The organism is Enhygromyxa salina (genome assembly GCF_000737335.2).
Taxonomy (GTDB): Bacteria; Myxococcota_A; Polyangia; order Nannocystales; family Nannocystaceae; genus Plesiocystis; species Plesiocystis salina_C.
The window spans coordinates 1-20,701 of record NZ_JMCC02000074.1 but is presented as its reverse complement, the minus strand read 5'-3'; the positions used below and the strand labels follow the sequence as shown (position 1 = coordinate 20,701).

The 20,701-nt window shown below is 68.0% G+C and carries 16 protein-coding genes and 1 pseudogene; 12 read left to right on the top strand and 5 right to left on the bottom strand.

The window, feature by feature from the left end:
• The first annotated feature begins 699 nt into the window (after positions 1-699).
• From DB30_RS25970 to DB30_RS25950, 5 genes are read left to right on the top strand one after another with little or no spacing between them, the layout of a single operon-like run.
• Positions 700-1,860, top strand: a complete 1,161-nt coding sequence (locus DB30_RS25970) for an imelysin family protein (protein WP_052553827.1) — start codon at positions 700-702, stop codon at positions 1,858-1,860.
• A gap of 14 nt (positions 1,861-1,874) precedes the next feature.
• Positions 1,875-3,272, top strand: coding sequence for a di-heme oxidoreductase family protein (locus DB30_RS25965; RefSeq protein WP_052553758.1), 1,398 nt, complete (start codon positions 1,875-1,877; stop codon positions 3,270-3,272).
• 26 nt (positions 3,273-3,298) lie between these two features.
• Positions 3,299-4,366 (top strand): imelysin family protein, encoded by a 1,068-nt coding sequence (locus DB30_RS25960; protein WP_165703948.1) that lies wholly within the window; start codon positions 3,299-3,301, stop codon positions 4,364-4,366.
• A 3-nt stretch (positions 4,367-4,369) separates the two neighbouring features.
• Positions 4,370-5,683, top strand: a complete 1,314-nt coding sequence (locus DB30_RS25955; protein ID WP_052553753.1) for an HTTM domain-containing protein — start codon at positions 4,370-4,372, stop codon at positions 5,681-5,683.
• Positions 5,684-5,697: 14 nt separating this feature from the next.
• Entirely contained in the window at positions 5,698-6,957 is a 1,260-nt protein-coding gene (locus DB30_RS25950) for a hypothetical protein (protein WP_146660635.1), read from the top strand.
• Positions 6,958-6,961: 4 nt separating this feature from the next.
• On the opposite strand, the gene DB30_RS25945 is transcribed toward DB30_RS25950, so the two are convergent.
• Entirely contained in the window at positions 6,962-8,068 is a 1,107-nt protein-coding gene (locus tag DB30_RS25945; protein WP_052553749.1) for an NHL repeat-containing protein, read from the bottom strand.
• Between the two features lie 124 nt (positions 8,069-8,192).
• Here DB30_RS25945 and DB30_RS25940 point away from each other — a divergent pair, with 124 nt between their 5' ends.
• A complete protein-coding gene (locus DB30_RS25940; RefSeq protein ID WP_240480328.1) occupies positions 8,193-10,361 on the top strand; it encodes a copper-transporting P-type ATPase in 2,169 nt (722 codons plus the stop codon).
• A gap of 133 nt (positions 10,362-10,494) precedes the next feature.
• Positions 10,495-10,968, top strand: a complete 474-nt coding sequence (locus DB30_RS25935) for a YbhB/YbcL family Raf kinase inhibitor-like protein (RefSeq protein WP_052553822.1) — start codon at positions 10,495-10,497, stop codon at positions 10,966-10,968.
• Between the two features lie 100 nt (positions 10,969-11,068).
• Here DB30_RS25935 and DB30_RS25930 read toward each other — a convergent pair whose 3' ends face one another.
• Positions 11,069-11,530, bottom strand: coding sequence for a host attachment protein (locus DB30_RS25930; RefSeq protein ID WP_052553747.1), 462 nt, complete (start codon positions 11,528-11,530; stop codon positions 11,069-11,071).
• A gap of 96 nt (positions 11,531-11,626) precedes the next feature.
• Positions 11,627-13,009 carry a Vgb family protein gene (locus tag DB30_RS25925; RefSeq protein WP_146660633.1) on the bottom strand — a complete coding sequence of 461 codons (1,383 nt, stop codon included), beginning with the start codon at positions 13,007-13,009 and terminating at the stop codon, positions 11,627-11,629.
• 382 nt (positions 13,010-13,391) lie between these two features.
• Between DB30_RS25925 and DB30_RS25920 the strand changes: the two genes are divergently transcribed.
• The 4 genes from DB30_RS25920 to DB30_RS25905 all read left to right on the top strand — a co-directional run bounded on the left by DB30_RS25920 (position 13,392) and on the right by DB30_RS25905 (position 18,521).
• Positions 13,392-13,856, top strand: a complete 465-nt coding sequence (locus DB30_RS25920; RefSeq protein WP_052553742.1) for a GatB/YqeY domain-containing protein — start codon at positions 13,392-13,394, stop codon at positions 13,854-13,856.
• Positions 13,857-14,062: 206 nt separating this feature from the next.
• Complete coding sequence (locus DB30_RS41665; protein ID WP_052553740.1) at positions 14,063-16,489, top strand: hypothetical protein; 2,427 nt, start codon at positions 14,063-14,065, stop codon at positions 16,487-16,489.
• Between the two features lie 73 nt (positions 16,490-16,562).
• The gene (locus DB30_RS25910; protein WP_052553738.1) at positions 16,563-18,041 is read left to right on the top strand and encodes a GMC oxidoreductase; all 1,479 of its coding nucleotides are present in this window, start codon (positions 16,563-16,565) and stop codon (positions 18,039-18,041) included.
• A complete protein-coding gene (locus tag DB30_RS25905; protein ID WP_052553736.1) occupies positions 18,042-18,521 on the top strand; it encodes a winged helix DNA-binding domain-containing protein in 480 nt (159 codons plus the stop codon).
• Between the two features lie 167 nt (positions 18,522-18,688).
• Here DB30_RS25905 and DB30_RS25900 read toward each other — a convergent pair whose 3' ends face one another.
• Together DB30_RS25900 and DB30_RS25895 are read right to left on the bottom strand one after the other, a co-directional pair.
• Positions 18,689-19,156, bottom strand: a complete 468-nt coding sequence (locus DB30_RS25900; protein ID WP_052553734.1) for a DUF6691 family protein — start codon at positions 19,154-19,156, stop codon at positions 18,689-18,691.
• Positions 19,153-19,584 (bottom strand): YeeE/YedE family protein, encoded by a 432-nt coding sequence (locus tag DB30_RS25895; protein WP_052553731.1) that lies wholly within the window; start codon positions 19,582-19,584, stop codon positions 19,153-19,155. Before DB30_RS25895 ends, DB30_RS25900 begins: the two co-directional genes overlap by 4 nt.
• Before the next feature lie 316 nt (positions 19,585-19,900).
• Between DB30_RS25895 and DB30_RS25890 the strand changes: the two are divergent.
• A pseudogene (locus DB30_RS25890) lies at positions 19,901-20,701 on the top strand (hypothetical protein); the annotation flags it as partial.

The window sequence follows — 20,701 nt, the reverse complement described above, 5'->3', positions numbered from 1 at the left end:
GGGGTGGCGGAATTGGTAGACGCAGGCACAACAACCCCGCACACACTCGCGGGGGTGTCCGTTCAAGGCATCGCTCAAGCTCAGCCTCGCTCCCAAGCTCAATAGTCGAGCCGCCGATCATCTCTCCTTTCACCCACCCATGCCCGAGATCCGGGATCGTCCCCCGGCGGGTCCGTCACTGTGGACCCGTGGTCTAATGGAATGATGCGGGCTTTCAATCTCGTGGGTGAAGACTGCCGTTGATCGGTCAACACTCGGCGCCGACGTTCGAGAGCGTCGGTTCTAGGCCCTGGCGGGTGAGGCTACACCCCGCCAGGGCCGCTTTTCCATTACCCCCACAGCCGCCTTCGCACTTCGCAGGTCACTCGCTTCGCTCGCTCCCGACGGGCTGGCTGTTCGCATCCGCATGTGTGGCCCCCCTAGACCTAGAGGGGGCTCTCCTTGGCTTCGGCGGACGTGTACAGGTGCTTCGCCGACTGCGACCGCTGGCGCGTCTGGTCGCTTGGCGCCTCCCTGTGTCCTTGGGGCGCACGATTTGCGCTGGTGGCGGCCCTCGAGCAGCGCTTGGTGACATCCGCGGGCAGCGCTCGATGATATTGAGACTTGTGTTCCATTATGTCACCCAAGGCAGACAAAATGCTGTTGAGGGGAAGGTTTAGGCGCTTGACGTTGAAAACGGTTTTCAATATCGTGCGCGCCATGATCCGATTCGGACCTCTCGCGGCCCTCTTCGCGCTCGCCCTGGGCGCCTGCACCACCGACTCAGATGGCAGCGCGCCCCTCGACGCGGCCGAGGTCGCGCCGATCGCCGAGCAGTACGCCCTGGTGGTCGCGGCCAACTACGCCGACGTGCAGACCTCGGCCGCTACGCTACAGACCTCGATCGTGGAGCTGGTCGCGGACCCGAGCGAAGCGAACCTGGAAGCAGCCCGCGAAGCTTGGTTGGCGTCCCGCGAGTTCTACGGCCAGACCGAGGCGTTCCGGTTCTACGATGGACCGATCGATGAGCCCCACGCTGGGCCCGAGGGGCAGCTCAACGCGTGGCCGATGGACGAGGCCTACGTCGACTACGTCGAGGGCATGCCGGACGCGGGCATCATCAACGACCCGGCGAGCTATCCGGTGATCGATGCGGCGCTGCTGATCGAGCTCAACGAGCAGGGCGGCGAGACCAACATCGCGGCGGGCTACCACGCGATCGAGTTCCTGTTGTGGGGTCAGGATCTGTCGGCCTCGGGTCCAGGCGCGCGGCCGTGGACCGACTTTGACACCAGCGGAGCGGGCACCGCGAACAACCAGGATCGTCGTGGTGCGTACCTGCTCGCCGCCGCGGAGCTGTTGGTCGCCGACATCGACGGGCTGGTCGCGGCCTGGGATCCCGACCAGGCCGACAACTATCGCGCGCAGTTCGTGGCCGAGGCGCCGAACGAGATCGTCCGCAAGATGCTGCTGGGGATCGGCAGCCTTTCGGGCGCCGAGCTAGCGGGCGAGCGGATCGAGGTCGCCCTCGCGACCCAAGATCAAGAAGACGAGCACTCCTGCTTCAGCGACAACACCCACCGCGACATCATCGTCGACATTGTGGGGATCCAAAACGTGTACCTGGGCGACTACGCGAGCACCCACGTGGGTCCGGGGCTGTACGACTTGGTCGCGGCCCGGGATCAGGCCCTCGCGGATCGGCTCACGGACGACATCCAGGCCAGCCTGGACGCAGCGATGGCGATCCCAGCCCCGTTTGACCAGGCGATCATCAACGACCGCGACGCCGTGCAGGCGACCGTCGATGCGCTGCGTCGGCAGACCGACACGATCGTCGAGGTCGCGGCGCTGTTCGAGATCAACCTCGCGCTCGATTGATCGTGGCGGGCACAATGCACGATCACCGGGCCAGCTCGACGTTTGTGACGCTGCTGCTGCTGCTGGCGGGCGGGTGTGGCGATCCTGCCGCGCTCGCGCCCGAGCCCGGTGAAGCGCTCGCTGGCGGCGACACGACGGTGTTCGAGACGGGCGCGCGGGCCTTCATGCTGTCGGCCCGCAACCTGAGCTTGGCCAACGAGTCCGCGTTCTTCGTTGGCAACTCGTTCTTCAACAAGAACTGGGTGATCGCGCCGGCTTCAACCGAGGCTCGCGACGGCTTGGGGCCCACCTTCAACGCGCGCTCGTGCTCGGCCTGCCACTTCAAGGACGGCCGCGGGCGGCCGCCGCTCACCGACGACGAGCCCATGCTCTCGATGTTGGTTCGCCTGTCGATCCCGGGGCTCGACGCCCATGGCGGCCCGCTGCCCGAGCCCAACTACGGCGGGCAGCTGCAGCCCGACGCGATCCCAGGCGTCACGCCCGAGGGCCAAGCGCGGGTCAGCTGGCAGGAGCTGCCGGGCAACTACGCCGACGGCGAGCCCTTCTCGCTGCGCCAACCAACCCTCGAGCTGGTCGAGCTCGGGTTTGGTCCGCTCGCCGATGACACGCTGATGTCGGCCCGCGTCGCGCCCCAGATGATCGGTCTGGGTCTGCTCGAGGCCCTGCCCGAAGCGACGATCCTGGGCTTCGCCGATCCCGACGACGCAGACGGCGACGGCATCTCGGGCCGGCCCAACTACGTGTGGGATCCGATCAGCGAGACCACGGTCCTCGGTCGGTTTGGCTGGAAGGCCAACCAGCCGGGGCTGCGTCAGCAAAACGCGGGCGCGTTTCACGGCGACCTTGGGATCTCGTCGGGCCTGCAGCCTGACGAGGACTGCCCGGTTGTCCAGACCGAGTGCGGCGCCGCGGCGACCGGCGGCAGCCCCGAGCTGAGCGAAGAATTGCTCGACGCGGTCACCACCTATTCGCGGCTGCTCGCGGTCCCGGCCCGGCGCGAGGTCGACGACCCGGAGGTCCTGCGTGGCCGCGAGCTGTTCTTGGAGATCGGCTGCGGTGACTGTCACGTCCCGCGGCTCGAGACCGGCGAGCTCGCGGGCTTCCCCGAGCTCTCAAATCAGGTGATCTGGCCCTACACGGATCTGCTGGTCCACGATCTTGGCCAGGGCCTGGCCGACGGCCGCCCCGACTTCGAGGCGACCGGCAACGAGTGGCGGACCCCGCCGCTGTGGGGCGTTGGCCTGTTCTCGGTCGTCAATGATCACCAGCTGTACCTGCACGACGGCCGCGCCCGCGGGCTCGCCGAAGCGATCCTGTGGCACGGCGGCGAGGCCCAGGCCGCGCGCGACGGCTTCGTCGAACAAAGCGCGAGCGAGCGCGCGGCGTTGCTGCGATTCTTGGAGTCCCTATGAATTATCCAACGCGTCGTGGCGCCGTGGTGGCTGGGCTGCTTGCCCTTGGCAGCGTCGCGCTTGGCGTGCTGGTCGCGTGCCCGACCGACCAGGAGCCCGATCGCCGCGCCGAGGTGATCACCAGCCTGATCGAGGACCAGCTGGTGCCGACGCTCGCCGACGCGAGGCAGCGCGGCGCAGCGCTCGACGGCGCGGCGACCGAGCTGTGTGCGGCCCCCGACGCCGCGTCGCTGACCGCGGCGCAGGACGCTTGGTGGCAGCTGCGAGCCCCGTGGAAGCAGCTGCTGGCGGTCCCGCTCGGGCCGATCGTCGACGACGGCTTCGACACCGCGATCGACTTTTGGCCCGTGCGCCCAGCCAGCGTCGACGGCGGGGTCGCGGCGGGCGTGACCTCGCAGGCCGAGCTCGATCTGCTCGGGGTCGCGAGCAAGGGCATGCCGGCGATCGAGTACTTGCTGTTTGATCCGCTGGCGGGCGACGAGGCCGTGCTTGCGGCGCTGACCAGCGATCAGGGCCCAGCCCGCTGCGCCTACCTCGAGTTGCTGGCCAGCGACGTCGCCTTGCGCCTGGCCGAGCTCGACGACGCCTGGCGCAGCCAGTACACGACGACGCTCGTCGGCGACGCATATCCAGACGTGGCGTCTGCGATCGACGCGATCGTCAACGCCCTGATCAGCGGGCTCCACGACATCGACGACATGAAGCTGGCCAAGCCGCTCGGGCTCACCAGCGCCAGCGGAGCGGATCCCGAGCTGGTCGAGTCGCGGCTCTCGGATCGATCTTTGAGCGACGCCCTCGACGGACTCGCGGGGTTCGAGGCGGCGTACCTCGGGGCCGACGATGGCGCGAGCGGCCTGACGATCTTGGTCGCGCAGCGCAGCCCCGACGTCGACGCCAAGATCCGCGAGGAGCTCGAGCAGGCCAAGCTCGCGCTCGCGGCGGTGCCCGAGCCGCTGCGGCTCTCGATCAGCTCCGACGCCGCGGCCGTCGAGCAGGCCCAAGTCGCGGTCGAGCGCCTGCGGATCTCGATGACGGCCGACGTCGCGAGCCTGCTCGGGGTGACGGTCTCGCTGAGCGACAACGACGGGGACTAGGCGATGGGCCCGGGCTGCTGCGAGCGCGCGCGCGCATGGTCGAGGCAGCGGGTCGACGCCAGCTCGCTGGTAATCCTGCGCGTGTTCGTGGGCCTGCTGGTGTGCGTGTCCGCGCTGCGCTTCGTGGCCCGCGGGTGGGTCGACGAGCTGCTGCTCGCGCCAAGCTTTCACTTTCACTATTGGGGGTTCGCGTGGGTCCAGGCGCCCACGCCAACGCTCGCGTACGGGTTGTTCGCGGTCCTGGCCGCGGCGAGCCTCGCGTTCGCGGCGGGGCTGCGGCCGCGCCTGAGCGCGCTGACGTGTCTGCTCGCGTTCACGTATATCGAGCTGATCGACCTGAGCTACTACCTCAATCACTACTATTTCATCAGCTGCTTGCTCGCTACTTTCGTGCTGCTACCGCCGGTGCCCGACGAAGACGCCCGGGTGAGCCAGATCCAGCTGACGCTGGTGCGGGTCCAGGTTGGCCTGGTCTACCTGTACGCCGGCATCGCCAAGATCGGCGCGGACTGGCTGGTTTACGCCCAACCCCTGAAGACCTGGCTGGCCCGTCGCGCGGACCTTCCGCTCGTGGGCGCGTGGCTCGATGAAGCCTGGCTCGCCCACCTGGCCTCGTGGTCGGGCCTTGGCTTCGATCTGCTGGTGGTCCCCGCGCTGTTGTGGCGGCCGACCCGGGCCTACGCCTATGTGGCGGTCGTCGGCTTTCATGTGATCACGGGGCTATTGTTTCCGATCGGCATGTTCCCGTGGTTCATGATCGGCTGCGCAACGATCATGTTCGCGCCAGACTGGCCGCGCCGGTTCATGGCGCGAGACCGGACGCCTGCGTCAACGCCGATCGACCCGCGGTTGAAGCAGGCGCTGACCTGGGCCGCGGGCGCGCTGTTGCTCGTTCAGATCGCGCTACCCTGGCGCTCTCTGCTGTACCCGGGGTCGTCGCTGTGGCACGAGCAGGGGTTTCGCTTCGGCTATCGCGTGATGTTGATCGAGAAGGTTGGGTTCGCCGAATTTCGGGTCCACGACCGCGCCACCGGCCGGCGCTGGAAGCTCGACCCCCACGCCGAGCTGAGCCCGCTGCAAGTGAAGATGATGAGCACCCAGCCGGATCTGATCGCCCAGTACGCCCGGCACTTGGCCGCGCGGCTCGAGCGCGAGATGCCCGGCAGCGCGATCGAGATCCGCGCCGACGTGTTCGTGGCGTTCAACGGCCGCCCGCACCATCGCTTGATCGATCCCAATACGGACCTCGCGGCCACCCGCGAGGGCCTCGCCGCGAAGCCGTGGATCTTGCCTGCACCCACGACCCACCCGCCATGAATCACATGAACTACATGAATTGGACACTTGCTCCGCTGCTGCTCAGCGCCGCCCTGTTCGCCTGCGAGGGCCTCGAGGACGACGCGGACAGCTCGGCCGACGACGTCGGCAATGAAGACGAGCCCGCGCTCGGTGACACGCCGCTGCCCGCCTGCGAGGCGGCGATGTTCGGCCTCGCCCAGATCGAAGCGGAGCTGCGGCTGCCCGACCCCGATCTGGACTACGTGATCGAGCTCTATCGCGGGTCCGCGCCGGACTTGTCCGGCGAGTCGCCGCTGCCTGGGGGCACCGCCGTCCAGCGCTGGGTACGGGAGGTCGGCGCCCGCCTCGGTCGGGTCGAGGCTGGCGTCTTGACCGACGATCTGGCGATCGAGCAGGCCCTCGAGCTCGCGGCCCTCGAGCAGGGGCAGGCTCGCAAGCTGATCTTGGCAGACGTGCTCGCCACGCTTCGTGCCGTCGCCCTACTCGACGTCCGGGCCCGGCTTGCGATGGTGTCGGACGCGCTCCCCGACCCGCAGCGCGACCCCGCCCTGTTTCACGCCGAGTGGGATTGGGCCTGGTGTGTGTGGAGCGGGAGCTTCGCCACGCTCGCCAGCTCGGCCGACGCCGTCGCGGGCGAAGACTGGGAGGCGACGATCGAGGGCGCGTTCACGACCGGATCGGCGGGCATCATCGGACCCGAGCAAGCGTGGGCCCCCGACGAGCTCGCTACCAAGTCTGCCAAGCAAGTGGTCGAGAAGGGCTCGTTTGGCGTCGTCCAGCGCAACCTGCTCGCGCTCGCCGAGCGGGCGCGAGCCAAGGACGACCCGCTCGCGGCCCGCGAGGCGCGGGGGCTGTTGGCGTTGATCGAAGACCGGATCCTGGGGCGCAACACGCCGGCGCTCGAGCTGATCACCACAATGCTCGAGGGCGCACCAGCCGAGATCAACGCAGATCTGATCGAGCACGAGCTGGCGATCGTGTTCGTCAAGCGGGCGCGCAAGTACTGTGACGAGGCCCTGCTCGCCGGTTCGCTCGGCAGCGCCGAAGCGGCCAAGGGCGTCGACGAGGGGATCATGTACACGCGGATCGTGCTGCCGGTGATGACGGATCTGCTGTCGGACACTGGCTTCGAGCCCAGCGCACACATGCAGACCTGGGCGGACTATCGAGACGCCGTGCTGAACGACGACGCCCCGCTAGCCAGCAGCGCGAGCGAGGACCTGTGCGCCAGGAACTGCGAGCTGCAAGCGGCGTTGGAGATCGCCGCGTGCACCGACAGCGCCGACGAGTGAGTGTTCACTGCGGCGGGAACGGCCCTTCGGTCGTTGGCAGCACGTCCTGCTCGGGCGTGACGGCCCGCAGTGTTCCGTTCTTGTTGTTGGCGCGGGTGAACCACACGGTCCCGCTGGCGACCGCGACCCCGTAGTTGCCCGCGTTGACGCTGAGGTCTTGCAGGCCGTTGTCGATGAAGCCGCCGCGCGGCAGCTCCACGGTCAAGAACGCCTTCGCGTTCTCGTAGGAGACGATGATCAAGTAGCCCTCGGCGTTGACCGTGAGATCCGTGGGGTCGTTGAGGTTCCCAGCCGGGAGGTCCTCGAGCGCGACGCCATCAATGCCATCGTTGGTCGCAGCATCGTCGAAGCGCACGACCCGATCATTTTGCATGTCCGCGACGTAGAGCGAGCCCAGGTCGTAGGCGCAGCCGCGCGCGCCGCCCTGGGGCAGATCTGACGAGCTGCTCAGCCCGTTGCCTGGCGAGCCGGGGTTGCCCGGGGTCCCGGTCGCCAGCCCGCTGCCGATCTGGGTGAACGCGAGGCCGTCGCCGTCGAGGGTGCTGGCCTCGATCCGCCACGCGGTGCCGTCGCCAAGGTTGACCAAGTAGAAGTACGCGATCGCGCCGTCGGCCGAGCGACCGCCGTAGCAGAGGCCGCCGGGGTTGGCGAACGCGTCGGGGTTGTCGCTGCCGTCGATCGTGGAGATCAGCGCGCCGTCCTGATCGAGGATCGCAATGCCACCTGCGTTGTCCGAGCCCCCCTGCTCGAACGCCGCCCACACGCGGGCGTGGGTGGGGACCGAGATCGCGGTTGGACCGGCAAACCCAGCCGAGGTGCCGTCGAAGATCGGCGTGGCGGCGCCGCTGTCCGGCGCTCCGGTTGGATCCCGGACCCACATGATCTCGGAGGTGCCGTAGTTGGCAAGGTAGATGTCACCGCCCTCGATGTCAGCCTCTGTGAGCAGGTCGTCGGGCGCCACGCCGATGTCGAGCGGGTAGTTCAGGCCGGTTGCAACCCCATCGAACAGGCCGTCGAACAGGCCGATCGCGGAGGTGTCGTCGGCCTCGCCGTCGTGCTGGCAGGCGGTCAGGAGCAGGGGCAGCACGAGGAGCACGGGGGAGATGCGCATGGTCGTAGGCTTGGACCGAGCCGCGGTCCGGCGTTCCAAGTCTGGGCCGAGTTGGCCATGCGCAAGCTCTGCATGAACGCTCCCGATGCGGCGCCGGGGTCTTGGCGTCACAGTCCCGGCGCGGATGTCCGAGCAAGATGGAGACACGGGCGGCAAAGTTCAGTGGACCTGCCCCATGCACCCCGAGGTGATCCGGGATGAGCCGGGCGCGTGCCCAAAGTGCGGCATGGCTCTCGAGCCGCGCACGATCACGGGGGCCCGGGTCGAGAACCCCGAGCTCCATGACATGCGGCGACGCCTGTGGGTCTCGCTGATCTTCACGATCCCCCTGTTCGTGCTCTCGATGTTGCCCATGGTGATCACTGCGGATCCGCTGGCGAGCGTCCCCGCCCCGATCCGCCCGTGGATTGAGCTGCTGCTCGCGACCCCGGTCGTGCTGTGGTGCGGCTGGCCGTTCCTGGTTCGGGGGGCGCGATCCTTGGTGCCAAGGCGACCGTGGAATCTGAACATGTGGACGCTGATCGGGCTTGGCGTCACCGTCGCGTACGTCTACAGCGTGGTAGCGACGATCGCCCCCGATCTGTTCCCAGCCTCGATGCGTGACCACCACGATCGCGTGCCGGTCTACTTCGAGGCAGCGGCGATGATCGTGGCGCTGGTCTTGGTCGGCCAGGTCCTCGAGCTGCGGGCGCGCTCGCGGACCGGCGCGGCGATCGAGGCGCTGCTGGGCATGGCACCGAAGTCCGCCCGCAAGCTGCTGGACGACGGCAGCGAGATCGACGTGGACATCGCGGCGATCCAGGTCGGCGATCGGCTGCGGGTGCGCCCGGGAGAGCAGATCCCCGTGGACGGCGAGGTGGTGGACGGCCGCAGCAGCGTCGACGAGTCGATGCTGACCGGCGAGCCGCTGCCGGTGACCAAGCAGATCGGCGATCCGGTGATCGGCGCGACCCTCAACACCGCGGGTGGGTTGGTCGTGCGCGCGCAAAAGGTCGGCAGCGAGACCATGCTCGCGCGGATCGTCGCGCTGGTCGCCGAGGCCCAGCGCAGCCGCGCGCCGATCCAAGCCTTGGCCGACACCGTCGCGGGGGTGTTCGTACCCGTGGTCGTGGCCGTCTCGATCGCTACCTTTGTGATCTGGTCGATCTGGGGACCCGAGCCCCGCATGGCCCACGGTCTCGTCAACGCCGTCGCCGTGCTGATCATCGCCTGTCCGTGCGCGCTGGGCCTGGCCACGCCGATCTCGATCATGGTCGCAATGGGCCGCGGCGCCCAAGCGGGGGTGTTGTTTGCAGACGCCGAGGCGATCGAGCGGCTCGAAGCCGTTCAGTGGCTGGTCGTCGACAAGACCGGGACGCTGACCGAGGGCAAGCCCACCCTGACCAGGGTCGAGACCGTGCCTGGCGGGCCGAGTGAAGATCAGCTGCTGGGTTGGGTCGCGAGCGTCGAGCGGGGGTCCGAGCACCCGCTGGCGGCGGCGATCGTCGCGGGCGCCGTCCAGCGCGGGCTCGAGCTGGATCCGGCGCAGGGGTTCGAGTCGGTGACTGGCAAGGGGGTGCTCGGGCGAGTCGACGGCCGCGCGGTGGCGATCGGAAACCACGCGCTGCTCGACGACCAGGGCGTCGAGGCGCAGGCGCTCGCGGCGATCGACGAGCGGGCCGAGGCGCTGCGCGCCGAGGGGGCGAGCGCCATGCTGGTCGCTGTTGATCGCAGGGTCGCCGGGCTGATCGCGGTGGCGGATCCAATCAAGGCGAGCACACGCGAGGCGCTCGCCGGTCTGCGCGAGGACGGCCTGCAGATTTTGATGTTGACCGGTGACGCGCACGCGACGGCGGCCCACGTCGCCGATGCTCTCGGTATTGATGCGCTCATCTCGGAGCAGCTGCCCGCAGACAAGGCCGCCGAGATCGCCGCGCTGCAGGCCAAGGGCCAACGCGTGGCCATGGCAGGCGACGGCATCAACGACGCGCCCGCGCTGGCCCAGGCTGACGTCGGTATTGCAATGGGTACAGGCACCGACGTCGCTATTGGCAGCGCTGGCGTCACCCTGGTCCACGGGGATCTACGCGCAATCCTGCGTGCCCGCCGGCTGAGTCGCGCGACCATGCGCAACATCAAGCAGAACCTGGCGTTCGCGTTTGTCTACAACGCACTGGGTGTACCCGTCGCGGCTGGCCTGCTGTACCCGATCGCGGGCGTGTTGCTCTCGCCGATGATCGCGGCGGCGGCGATGAGCTTGTCTTCAGTCTCGGTCATCAGCAACGCGCTACGTCTTCGCCGCGCGAAGCTTTGACCGGAGACACCGCTAGACTGTCTTCATGGCGAACCTTGCTGTGGAGACCGTGCTTGGCCTGCTGCTCACGAGCGCCTGCGTACAGACGGCCCCTGCCGACAGCAGGCCCAACCACAAACCCAGGATCCCCGACATGCTACTGGAGTCCCCCGCGTTCGAGGACGGCGAGGCGATCCCCCGCCAGTACACCTGCGAGGGCGAGGACATCTCGCCCCCGTTGGACTGGTCACACATCCCGGCCGGCACCCAGACCCTCGCGCTGATCGTTGACGACCCCGACGCCCCGGATCCCAAGGCACCCAAACGAACCTGGGTGCACTGGGTTCTCTATGAGATCCCGGCCAACGCGACCGGTCTGGACCGGGGCGCACGCGAGCTCCCCACCGGGACCCACGAGGGCCGCAACGACTGGGGCAGCACGGGCTACCGCGGCCCGTGTCCGCCGATCGGCGAGCACCGCTATGTGCACAAGCTCTACGCCCTCGACGCGCCGCTTGGAGACCTGTCGCAGCCGACCAAGGCCGAGCTCGAGCAGGCGATGAGCGGTCACATCCTCGGGCAGGCCCAGCTGATCGGCACCTATCGACGCGAACGCACGGGCGACTAGCTCGAGCGACGTTGGCTCGATCGCAGGGCACCGCAACAGGCGTGCTGCCGGCCGGCCACGGTGGGCGAGCACTCGGTGCCGTGCTTGTCGGGATCGCAGATCAGAGCACGCGGCCGAGCTTGCCCGAGTCGTTCAGACGCCGCGCCAGCTCGCGCGGGTCGGCCTGGGTCAGGTGCAACGGCAGCTCGAGGATCACCCGGTCGCGCGCCGACTTGTCGAGCTTCTGCCGGACCTCGCCAAGCAGCTGCGGCTCGATGATCAGCACCAGCCGCTGCGCTTCGTCCCCCTCGAACGCCGCCTCCACCGTCTGCGCGATCTGTGCGGCCATCTCCTGACGCTCGAGCGCCTGGTAGCTGGTCGGCGGCTCCATCGCGTGGCGGACCTGGCCAACCGACTCGAAGCTGCGTCCCGGCCGATCAGCGTTGCGATCGCCTTGGCTGGGCCGATCGATCGCCCTGCGAGCGGGCTCTAGGACGGCACCGGGGTGGGCGTGACGATAAAAGCGCGCCGATTCACGATCGGCGACGACGATCAACGTACTTTGCTTCTCGAGCAACAGCATGCTGCTCGAGTCTAGTCCCGACGATCCAAAGCACACGCGCAGCCGCTTCGCGGTGGCCCGCGGTGCCTCGCGAATTTGATCGCTCTTCGCTCGCGGCTACCCGTTCGGGTTGCCGCCGACGGCGCTGAGCGCCGCGCCGGTCATGTCCGAGTAGGTGTAGGCCCCGACCAGCCCGTTGTACGAGGTGACCTGCCCCGTCATGGGATCCACCCGGTGCGCACCGTTGCCATTGACGGCCCAGACGTAGCCATTGAAGTCGATGCTCACGCCGTACGAAGACGGTGTTGGCCAGTTGTAGACGACCTCGAAGGTCTCGCGGTTGAGGCCGCGCACGCCGGTGCCCCCGAGCCACAGCAGCCCATCAGGATCGGCGTCCGCCATGCAGCCTGCCGACCACGCCCCGAGCTCGTCGCTGACGGCCCACTCTTCCGTCATGGGATCGAAGCGAGCGACCCGGCTGGCGCAGTTCCACACGTAACCGTTGACGTCGACGGTCATGCCGTACCAGTGCGAGGTGAACCCGGTCGAGGATGGGCCGTCCCAGACCGTGGCTTCCATGGTCTGACGATCGACGCGAACGAGGTGGTTGCCGGTCGCCCAGCCCGTGCCCCAAAAGTTGCCCTCGGAGTCGACGGCGGCGCCGTAGATCCCAAACGAGTCGGACTTGAGCCCGGGGATGTCGACGGTCTCGACGACCACGCCAGTGTCGCCGTCGAGCAGCAACACCTGGTCTTGGTTACTGCCGTAGCGCCCGGCCGTCCACAACATCTCGTTGTCCCACTCGCAGGTGCCGGCGTTCCAGGTCCCGGGCGCCCACGCGAGCGGCCGCTGGCTGTTGTAGTCGAAGGGCGTGTGCCAGGCCCGGCACTCTTCTTGATCCCACGGCAGCGCCTGGTTGTTGAGCGAGGTCTGGATCCCGGGCATGCCGTTGGACTCCTCGCAGAATTCTTCCGTTGCGTAGAATTTGGTGACGCCGCCTTGGCGGCTGGCGACCGCGACGTGGCCCGTCAGGCTGACCGAGGTTCGCGACGGGCTGCCCTGGCCGTCGGGGCGAACTTGATAGCGGCCAACCTCCATGACGGTGTTGGTGTCGATCTTGGAGATCGTGCCCTGCGAGCTGTTGGCGGCCCACAAGAACGTGAACTCAGGATCGTTGCCCCCGCCAGCCCCACAGTTGATGCCCGCGTCGGGCAGCCCGCCAAGATCGAACACGGTCCCGCTGCCGCCGCTGTCATCGTCGTCGTCGCCATCACCGTCGCCGTCGCCGGTGGTGGTGGGCCCGGTGTCGGTCGTGGGGCCCGTCGTCGTGCTCTCGCTGTTGCCCTCGCCGTTGCTCTCGCTGGCGGAGTCCGACGATCCATTCGTGGCCGTGCCGATCCCGGACGTGCCGTCGTCATCGGAGCTGCGAGGATCATCGCCACCACACCCGACAGCAGCAACGGAGAACGCGAGGAGAACGGAAACAGGAAGTATGCGCATCGTGAGTACCAAGACTGACATCATTCAAACACACATTGGGGGCTGACCGCGAGGTGTCCACTCACACCAGTAGCGGGTGTTTAGCGCACCCGCGTTAAAGCCGCAGAGATGAATTCGAAGCCGGGATGGCGGTCATCGCCGATCACGTCTCACCACGCCCTGACTACGTACAGGAGTCCAGCGACCATTCAACCAATGCGCGCACAATGCTCGGCCAATGCGCGCACAATACTCGGCCAATGCGCGCACAGTGCTCGGCCAATGCGCGCCCAATGCTCGGCCAATGCGCTGCCAACGCTGCGGAGATCAACCAAAACGAACTCGCAATTCTGCGCGCGACGCGTCGCTTGCGCCACCGAAGCACTGGAGTAACCTCCGCGCCATGAGCGACTCCGAGGGGATCAAGGCGCAGATCGACAAGGCCTTCCGCAAGGCGCGGCTCGAGCGTGACGAGCCGACCAAGCTCGTGATCGGCATGATCAAGAACAAGGTCCTGACGGAGCTCAAGTCGGGCTCGGGCGTGGAAGAGACCGACGCGCTGTGGTTCGACAACGTCACCGCCTACGCCAAGCAGGTGCGCAAGACGATCGCCGAGCTCGAGCCGCTTGGGGACCGGGCCGCGGACGCGCTCGCAGAAGCGCGCTTCGAGCTGGGCTTTTGCGAGCAGTTCCTCCCGACCAAGCTCGACGCCGCGGCCACGGATGCGCTGGTCGCGAAGCTGGCGCAAGACAACGGCATCACCGACAAGAAGCAGATCGGTCGGCTGATGGGGCTGATCATGAAGAACCACCGCGACGAGGTTGACGGCGATCTCGCGCGCCAGGCCGCCGAGCGCGTGCTCGCCTGAGCGCGCCCTGTGCGATCGGGCGGGCCGATCTCGCGGTCCCCGGACATGACGAGCCACCCGCGCTTTGCTCACGTTGGTCGCGGGCTGGCGCTGGCGTCGTGGCCTGGGATCGGCCCAGAAACCCTGGCCCGTGTCGCCAAACTTTTGTTAATGTCCGCGCCCATGCCACGAGCCGCCGCGCGGCCGCGCGCTGACCCACGCACACCATGCTGCTCGCGCCCAAACTGAACGGCGACGGCGAGGAAGTCCTCCCCGACATCCTCGAGACCTACCTCGACGCCGTCGAGCCGCTGTGGATGGACATGCTGGGCTACGCGCTGGCTGCGATCGCGGCTGCCCTGTTGTGGAGCGTGATCGTTGGGCGGCGCCGCGCGGGCGAGCCTTGGGCTGGCGAGCGGTGGCTGCGGCTGACCGTGGTGTTCGCGCTGATCGGGGTCGGGCTGTGGCGGGCCTACGACAACGCGACCTGCTTTGACGACGCCTACATCTCGCTGCGCTACGCAGAGAACTTCGTGGCCGGCGACGGGCTGGTCTACAACCCGGGCGAGTACGTCGAGGGCTACACGAACTTCCTGTGGACGATGATCGTGGCCGGGTTCATGTGGCTGACGCCCGTCGAGGCCCCGCTGATCGCCGTGCTCGGCTCGATGGCGGCGTTCGCCCTCAACCTCTGGGTGGTGTGGCGGATCAGCCTGAAGATCGCCCCACCCTTTCACCGCCACGCGTTCGCGGTGCCGATCGCCGTGGGCCTGCTCGCGGTCCAGAACATCTTCACAGACTACGGCACGACCGGGCTCGAGACCGCGTTCGCCAGCTTGATGGTCAACCTCGGCGTGCTCGCGCTGATCTCTGGCGACACCGCCAAGGCCACGTTCTGGGCCGGGTTTTGCTGGATCATGGCGACCCTGACCCGGCCCGACCACGCGGTGTTCTACGCGGTCGGCTCGGCGGTCGTGCTGTTCGTGTGGATCGGGCCAACGTGGCGCGCGCGCAAGTCTGGGCTGCAGGCGATCTGGCGCGAGGGCCTGCGCCCGATGGCGACCTACGCAGCGCCCTTCTTGATCTGGCTGCTCTACTCGGCCTGGAAGCTGCACTACTACGGCGAGCTGCTGCCAAACACCTACTACGCCAAGTCGGCGTACATGACCTACTACGAGCAGGGTGTGAACTACGCGGCCGCGTTCCACCTGTCGAGCCACCTGTGGATCGTCGTCGCCGTGTTGTTCTTGCTGTGGCCGTGGCGCCCGCCCAGCAACGTCCCGGGTCGTCGGTTCATGGCCTTCATGGTCCCGGCCGTGCTGCTCTACGAGTGGTACGTCGTCCGGGTCGGCGGCGACTTCATGGAGGGGCGCTTCTACGTCACGCTGATCCCCCTTTTGTTGCTCGCTGGCGAGCAGCTGGTGCACGAGTTCTCGCTGACCCGGGAGGCCCGCAAGCTCGCCCTCGAGCAGCTGCGCGCGGATCGATTGGCGGCGCGTGCCCAGTCGGCCGCGGACGCCGATGCCCATGGGAAAGACGAAGCGGCGCCCCCCGTGCGGAGCCGCGCACCGCTCGCGATTGGGGCGATGCTGATCGCAGGTTGCATGGCCGCGAGCGCGGTCGGGGTCCGGCTGATCGGCCCGCGCACCTCGCTGTGGTACCTGACCGACGAGACCACCTACTACCCAATCGTCCAGTGGTCGCCCATGGTCATCGACCACGCCAACTACCGCGTGGGTGTGATCCTAGAGAAGATCCACGACGGCCTAGAAGAGCAAGAAGCCAAGCAACCAATCTTGGCGACCGGCGCGATCGGGCTGCTTGGCTACTACTCGAGGATGCCGGTCATCGATCGGCTTGGGTTGACCGACGCGAAGGTCGCCCACCGCGAGATCACCAGGCGAGGCCGCCCCGGCCACGAAAAGTGGGCCCAGGCCAAGTACCTGACCGAGCGCGGGGTCCACTTTCGCCGCGGCGGGGGCTACTCGAAGTGGTTCAAGCCCAACGCGACGATCCGCTGGGGACAGGGCACCGGCGGTCGTCGCTGGTACATCCTCTGGTACGACCGCGAGCTGATGAACGCGATCCGGGTCGCGTACCCCGACGCCTACTTCACGGACTTCGAAGTCTACATTGACAAGTACATCGCTCGCTTGCCGCACACGAGCCCGAAGAAGGCGCACAAAGAGTATCGGCTGTTCAAGCGCTACTACTTCGATCACAACGACGACCCCGAGCGTCACCAAGCGTTCATTCGCTATTTCGCGTGGGTCAAGGCGGGCAAGCATCCGCGCTCGCTGCTCGAAGCCGGTCGCTGGGACACCTATAAAAAGCGGGGCGCCGCGGCCAGCAAGCAAGAGCAGGTGCTGCGGCGCGAACGGTCCGAGCGAAGCCGCGCAGCTGCGCGCTGGGCCCTGCCGTGGAACCAGCTCACGCTCCGCCGCAAGTACGGGCTGGCGCCCGCGCCCGTGCCCAAGTCCAAGCCCAAGTCCAAGCCCAAGTCCAAAGCCAAGGCTCCCAGCCGGCGCCGGGTGCCCGCCCCGGACGACGACGACGACGACGACGACAACGACGTCGATGACGACGACGACGACGATGATGATGACGACGACGACGACGACGACGATGACGGCGGTGGGGACGACGCCGCCTGAGGCCTGTGCCGCCTGACAATGAGCTCGCTCAACGCCACGACGACGTCTTCAAACTACCCTATACTCCCGCCACGTGGCGTCCTACGACCTCATCCTCGTTGGCACGAGCTTCGCGTCGTCGTTCTTCCTGCACGAGTACCTGCGCCACGCCAAGCCCGAGGCCAAGATCCTCGTGCTCGAGCGGGGTCGCAAGCGGCCCCACGCGGAGCTGGTCTCGCTTCGGTTTGGCTTGCAGAAGATCGGCAACAACAGCTTCAAGCGCAAAGACAAGAAGCCCTGGTGGTATGCCCCGACCTTCGGGGGCACCTCGAACATGTGGTACGGCAACACGCCGCGGATGCTGGCCGAGGACTTCGAGCTGCAGTCGCGCTACGGCCAGGGCATGGACTGGCCGATCAGCTACGCCGATCTCGAGCCCTTCTACTGCGACGCCGAGGATCTCATGACGATCTCGGGTCCCAGCGATCACACGCCCTTCGCCCGCAGCCGCCCCTATCCACAGGCGCCCCACGAGCTCTCCAACCCGGAGAAGCTGCTGCTCGCCCGCCACGGCGACGACTTTTACGTGTGCCCAACCGCCCGCGCTCACACGCCGCCGCGCCCAGAGGTCAGCACGGATCGGGCCAGCTGCTGCGCCAACTTCGTTTGTAATTTTTGCCCGGTCGACGCCAAGTTCACCGTCCAAAACGGGCTCGCGCACATCTACGCGGATCCGCGGGTCGAGCTGAAGCTTGGGGCGGTCGTCCAGTCGGTGACCTCGGCGGACGGCGTGGCCACCGGCGTGGAGTGGCTGCAGGAAGACCCCGAGCTGCACGGCACCCGCGAGGCCACCCAATCGCGCAAGGACGCGTCGGCCACCGGCGAGCTCATCGCGCTGGGCGCCAACGCGATCTTCAACCCCCACATCCTGCTGCGCTCGGATCTCGACGACGGCGTGGTTGGCCGCTACCTGCACGAGCAGGTCGGCGTCGCCGGGTTCATCAACTTCGACGGGGTCGATGGCTTCAACGGCAGCACCAGCTGCACCGGCCACCACTATCGCTTCGCCCGCGGCGAGCACCGACGCGAGCGCGCGGCGCTGCTGCTCGAGACCTTCACCCGCACGTGGCTGCGCATCGCCAAGGGCAAGTGGCGTCAGAACATGCGCGTGACGGGCGTGTTCGAAGATCTGCCGCAGGCCCAAAACCGCGTCCAGGTCGACCGCGCGGATCCAAGCAAGCCGGTCACGACCTACGCCAAGCACTCGGACTACGCCCAGCGGGCCGTCGATCGCTTCGCGCAGGATCTCGAGCAGATGTTCGAGGGCCTCCCGGTCGAGAAGATCAGCGTGGGCACGCCGCGCGACAGCGAAGGACACATCTTGGGCACCGCGCGGATGGGCAGCGATCCCGCGACCAGCGTCGTCGACGGCGATCAGCTGCATCACAAGCTGCGCAACTTGTACGTGCTTGGCGGCAGCAGCTTCACGACCGGATCTGTCGCCAACCCGTCACTCACGATCGCCGCTTTGTCGCTGCGATCGGCGCGGCGGATGTTTGCGGGGGCAAACTAGATGGCAAGCGACGACACCAACCAGCAGCCACCTTCGGGGGGCATTCCGGTCCCGGAGGCCGCCCCCAAGCCGACGCGGCGGAGCTTCTTGGCCATGACGATCGGCGGCGCGGTGGTCGTGAGCGGTGCCGCCGGCCTGACCTGGTGGGTCACCCATGATCTGGGCGCAACGACGGCGGGTGAGATCGACGAGCTCGATCCGCCCGAGCCGCTGAGCGAGACCGGCGAGGTCCTCGCGGGGTTGGTCCGCGAGCGGCTCGACATGCTCGAGCTGCCAGAGACCACGATCGCCAAGTGGGTCAACCTGTACGAGAAGCACCGCAAGCCGTGGAAGGGCAAGAAGGTCTCGCGCAAGGATCTGCAGAACTTCTTGCTGTCCACGGACTTCTTCCCGGCCGCCGACGAGTCCAAGCCGCTGCGCTTTGTGACCTACTACGATCCCTACGTGTCGGTCTGCTACAACCCGCTGCGGTATGCCTAATCAGGCGCTGGCGCGGACCGGCGCGGGCTCGCGTCGAGCAAGGCCCGGCGATCGCCAACCCAGTCGCCGACGAGGTGCAGGCCGTCACCAAGATCCGCGGACGCGCGACCCGGCAGCCCGCCGCGCTCAGGCCGAGCGATGTCGTGGGCGGCCGTTACGAGCGAGCCTCACCCATCGCGGGCAGCGCTCTGGTTCGAGCTGGGGCCACCGCGAGCGCGCGTCACCTTTTGGTAGAGCAGCATCCCCAAGATCATCGCCCCAACGAACACCAACACGGGCGCAGTCCCCAACGTCGCCGCGACGATCCCAGGGCCCGGACAAAAGCCCGACAGCCCCCACCCCACCCCAAACAACACCGCGCCCGCGACCAGCTTCACGTCGACGTCGCGGCTCGTTGGCCAGTGAAAGCGGTCGGCGAGCTTGGGCGCGCCCTGGCGCTTCTGCGACTGGTAGACCGGCGCGTAGACCAGGATCGCGGCGAGCATCACCAGCGCGAGGCTTGGGTCCCAGTCGCCGAACACGTCCAGAAAATTCAGGACCTTGTGGGGATTGGTCATGCCGGCGATCCCCAGCCCCACCGCGAACAGCAGGCCAGAGCCGAGCGCCACCAACTGCTGCCGCACCGCCGCGGTCATGACAGGCCTCCAACCACGTGGCGAAGGATCCAGACCGTCAGCCCTGCGCTGACCATGAACGTCGCGGTTGCGATCAGCGAGCGGGTGGACAGCCGCGAGATCCCACAGACCCCGTGCCCGCTGGTACACCCGCCCCCCATCCGCGTGCCAAACCCGACGAGCAGACCGGCGACGGCCAGGAGCGGCAGCGAGCTGGTCGCGGCGCCGAGCATCATGCCAGGGACCAACGCCTGCAGGACGACCCCGCCAAGCAACATCCCGATCAGGAACATGCCGCGCCACGTTCGATCGTCACTGCGCTGCAGCAGCCCGCCGACGATCCCGCTGATCCCCGCGATCCGGCCGTTGAAAGCGAGCATCAGGGCCGATGCCAGCCCGATTAGCGCCCCGCCGATCAGCGCGGCGAGCGGTGTAAATTCTGTAACCATGGGTCCTCCACGGATACGCGATTTCAATCCCCATGCCACCGCGTAGCTGGGGCTGAAGCTGTGCACACGCGACTGGGGCGGAATCGCGTCCCACCTGCAGGAACGCCCGCAACGCCAGCGCAACAGGCGGAGCCGCCGGGATTGGCGCAAGGTGGCGCAAGGTGGCGCGGGGGGAGCAACCTGTTCGCCTGCGCACCTGCGCAAGCGCGGCGTTGCGCGCCGGTGCCCACGGCCCGACTGGACCCCAAACCTCGGGCGCGACCATGCGCGCCTGTCCGTGCGTGCAAGCCGGTCGGTGTGATACGTTCCGCGGGAAGTGAAGCCTTGTCCCTTCTGCGGTGAAAAGATTCAGGCAGCGGCCGTGAAGTGCCGGTTCTGCAGCGAGTGGCTCGATCCCTCCCAGCGTCCTGCGTGGTCAGGTCTGGGCGGTTCGGGTGAGCTCGCCGCGTTGACCGAGCAGATCACCCGCGAGGTCACGCGCCAACTCGACCGCGACGCACGACCCGCGTCGCCGCCTGCTCGCCCACCGCGACGGCGAGCGTCCACGCGCGACATTCCAAGCGAACCGCAACAACCAACGGTGGTTGCACCCGACGGCACGGGCCGCGCGGCAGGAAGCGTCGAGTTTGACGGGCGCCCGCATCCCGAGCCGCGCTACGCTCCCGCCTACGAGTCCCCGGGGCCGTATCCCGGCCTCGATCCAGCCAACCCGGGTCTGGCTGGCGAGCAAGAGTGGGCCGCACAACCCGACGCGCCCGCACCCGCCTCGGGTCCAATGTCAGGGCGGGTGCTCGGTCAGCCGGCGCCGCGCTCGTCCCCGCGCTGGACGCCCGGCAGCATTCGTGAAGAGAGCGGCCCCAAGTCGGCGGCCCCGGGTCCCGCGTGGCGTCCCCCGCTCAGCGCCGACATCCAATCCAACCCCGAGCCGCAAGCGACCACCAGCGACTCGGTCTGGCGCGCGCCCGAGTGGCTGACCCCGCAGCAGCGTGCGCAGCAATCCGCTCGCGCGCCCGAGCCCGAGATGCCGGCGTGGTCGGTGCCCCCCGTGCGACCACGCGGCCGCCCGGAGCCCGCGCCACCGGCCGCTTGGGATGCCGGAGCCCCGAGCACGCAATCA